General features: G+C 48.7%; 6 protein-coding genes. All 6 read right to left on the bottom strand.

The features are described 5' to 3' along the window. Positions 1-68: 68 nt before the first annotated feature. On the bottom strand, positions 69-383 hold the full coding sequence (locus tag ACO6UX_RS25105; RefSeq protein WP_422451144.1) for an ankyrin repeat domain-containing protein: 315 nt from the start codon (positions 381-383) through the stop codon (positions 69-71). A gap of 117 nt (positions 384-500) precedes the next feature. Continuing rightward, positions 501-635 (bottom strand): hypothetical protein, encoded by a 135-nt coding sequence (locus ACO6UX_RS25100; protein WP_422451142.1) that lies wholly within the window; start codon positions 633-635, stop codon positions 501-503. A gap of 16 nt (positions 636-651) precedes the next feature. Then, on the bottom strand, positions 652-1,008 hold the full coding sequence (locus ACO6UX_RS25095) for a hypothetical protein (protein ID WP_422451141.1): 357 nt from the start codon (positions 1,006-1,008) through the stop codon (positions 652-654). Positions 1,009-1,057: 49 nt separating this feature from the next. Further along, complete coding sequence (locus ACO6UX_RS25090) at positions 1,058-1,489, bottom strand: hypothetical protein (protein WP_422451140.1); 432 nt, start codon at positions 1,487-1,489, stop codon at positions 1,058-1,060. A gap of 167 nt (positions 1,490-1,656) precedes the next feature. Then, the gene (locus ACO6UX_RS25085; protein ID WP_422451139.1) at positions 1,657-2,298 is read right to left on the bottom strand and encodes a hypothetical protein; all 642 of its coding nucleotides are present in this window, start codon (positions 2,296-2,298) and stop codon (positions 1,657-1,659) included. Between the two features lie 255 nt (positions 2,299-2,553). Beyond that, the coding region (locus ACO6UX_RS25080; protein WP_422451138.1) for an ankyrin repeat domain-containing protein at positions 2,554-3,067 on the bottom strand (514 nt) is incomplete at its 5' end.

Here is a 3,067-nt window from a genome sequence, read left to right as displayed (position 1 = left end):
CATTGACGTCAATGCCGTCGGCGGACAGTAATTCCCTGATGCACTCTGCATGTCCTTCTACGACAGCATCAGCACAGGGGCGTATAGCCATCGTCATTCTGCACATTGACGTCAATGCCATCGGCGGTCAATAACGCCCTGACACACACTACGTGGCCTTCTGAGGCAGCACCGTGCAAGGGCGTCAAGCTATCGTTATGTGTCACATTGACGTCAATGCCTGTGGTGTTCAACAACTCCGTGACGCACTCTGCGTGACCTCTCAAGGCAGCATAGTACAGGGGGGTCACGCCATTGTTATTCTTCACATTTAAATCAATGCCGTGAATGGTCAGTAACGCCCTGACGAACGCTACGTGCCCGTTTTCGGCAGCGATGTGCAGGGGCGTCGAATGGCATGGATATTTTTCTGGCTAACCTGCGGGTTGCTTGGTTTCAACAGGTATTCCAGTCGAGCCAAATTACGGGCTGCTTTTAAAAGCACGCCGGGGGGTGTCGAATCATTTGTTCACGATACTGGTCAATTGATCACAATGACCGGTTAACAGAAGATTGGACAGGGTTTCGACCTCCCCCAGAATAAGAGCCTGTTTGAACAGTCGCTGGCAATCATGGGGTGTCAGTAACTTTTTCATATCATCGTGGGAAAAATCAGAGACCTGCCAGCCCTTGTGAAAGGCATGATGTGATTGACAATACATCTATTCCATTTTGTTGAAGTTTCAATAAGATCGACTTCAGCAGCGGTGTATCGATCAGCCAGTCCAGTACGCGCGGAGCAATGCCTGGAGTAATGCCTGGTGGAATGAACGTTGTAATAGGGGCAAAATGATCAACTACACATTGGTATAACGTTTCTTTAAAAGTGTTATCGTGTTTAATCAGCTTGTCACTGAGTTGGTTGGCAAGTGCCCTGGTCACCATTGCTGGTATTTTACCAAGCTGTTCGATGGTGGTGTGTTGCAGGAAAAACGAGGCAATATGCCGGGCCTTATCGGTTTGCTCCATTGCCTGGGTGAGCAGGGCATAAATGGTGGTTTCAGGCCAGGTTGAGAAGTCAAGTGGAGATTAAATGAGGCAATGTCAGCGAGGTGTGATTATTCGCATTAAAAGTACACGCCAGCCCCGTCGGCAAGTACTGGTCATGATTAAATACCCAGAAGAAAAGCTGGTTGATGGTGCCGATATGCCAGGCCAGATCGACACCTGCAGAGATAGTGGCAACACCCGGGCCGATTAGTTCACAGAAATGGCTGGCCGCGGAGGCCAGTAACTTTTCCCGATACCGCCCAAGGTAATAGTTGCAATCGCCAGTTTCTTCGATGACGGCCCTGAGATCCGAGGACTGTTCTCCGCTTGTTTGCGGTAGATGATTGACCGGTTTAAAGAGTGCTCTTTCAAGCGTCCCCGTTCTGAAAGAAGTCAGTTCAAAGGGGGCAACGGCGTGGGTTTCCCATGTCTGTACGCCCAGTTTTTGCAGGGTTGCCACTGAGCTGGTCCGACCACCCGGGACGAGAGTTTTACGCAGGATGGTACAGGCATTGACTGACAGTGGTGCAACCGCAAGGAAAATCGCAGGGTAAGGTCATCACCCAGATGGGTCCGGTGCCGATGGGTCAACAAAATAGGGAAGCCTTCGAGGCATCACAGAAAAGATTATTGTGCAAGCTGTGAACCCGGTGGATCCCTATGTCTGGTGAGTATATCAACCAACCTCTCCCGTTGCAGCTCAAGCAGGAAAGACTGGATAAATTGATCAAACAGCTCACTCCTGACATTGAAGAGCTTCCCGCCCAGCCCTCCCCGGGAGGCTTCCAAATTAAGAAAACTCTTGGTAAAGCGGCCGTGAATACCGGGAGGGCACTCCTGAATGTCGTTCAGGCACTCATGAAGTACCCCGGCAATGTAATTTTGGTTGTCAATATTTGGATCGTGCTGTTGATCCCTGAGTTGCATGACTAACTGTCGAATCTGGAAGCGTGTCTCACGATACAGGGTGAGCAGGCTGTTTTTAAGATATTCAGGCGGTGATTCCAGTTTCTCGTGAAAAATATCTATTGATGTATCGTATTGATGATTAACGTAGGGGTGTACCAGTTGTTTCATCTCCTCAATATCATTCAGGAAACGGGTTTTTATCTCAGGAAAGGCGGCATGGGTTTCCAGTTCCTCGTAACAATGAACCCCGGGCAATTCAATATATTCTGGCTGCTGGGCAACCGTTGGCTTTTCAGAAGCAGTATCTGGTTGCCAGGGTTGGAAAAGTATTGAGTTGATTTCTGTATTTAACGAAAGCATGAATTTATCCAATGTCATATTTGTTTTGGACATATTCGATTTCAAAATAGTGGAAAAGTTGCATATTAATGGCTTGCATTAATTATTGAATTTTTAGCTATTAAAATGAATATGGTGATATTGGCGTGGGAAAAACAGGTAACGAATAAACCGGGAACTGCCGACCCTGACCCGAATATTTCATAAATGTGCTCCCTCACCCCCCCTTTGAATTTGTCCCGGAATAACTTCATCATTTTACTCAGTCCGGGCTAATCAATTACCAGAGCCAAGTCCCGGGTCAGGAAAAAGTGGAATCAGCAGTTTTTCGCACTCTGCATGGCCTTTTTTGCGAGCGGTGTCCCGGGGCGTCAAGCCGTCGCTGCTTTTTACACTAATGTCAATGCCGGGAGCTGTAAGTAACGCTTTGATAGACCCTGCCCGGCCAAATTCGGCAGCGCAGTGCAGAGGTGTGAGACCCTTGATTGTTTTCACATTGACGTCAATGCCCTTGGCGTTCAATAACAGCAGGACGCACTCTACGTTGTCGCCTATGGCAGCCCACTGCAGGGGCGTAAGGTGCCCAGGTAGTGCCATATTGACGTCAATGCCTTTGGCGTTCAATAACACCATGATGCAGTCTGTATAGCCAGATTGGGCAGCGCAGCTCAGGGGCGTCATGCCTGAAGACGAAGTCAAATTGACGTCAATGTCGTCAGCAGTCAGTAATACCTTGATGCACTCTGCGAAGTCTTCTACAACAGCGCAGTACAGGGGCGTATAGCCATAG

This window comes from Endozoicomonas sp. ALB091 (genome assembly GCF_049310265.1).
GTDB lineage: Bacteria > Pseudomonadota > Gammaproteobacteria > Pseudomonadales > Endozoicomonadaceae > Endozoicomonas.
The sequence above is the reverse complement of the archived record's forward strand: the minus strand, read 5'-3'. Positions and strand labels throughout refer to the sequence as shown.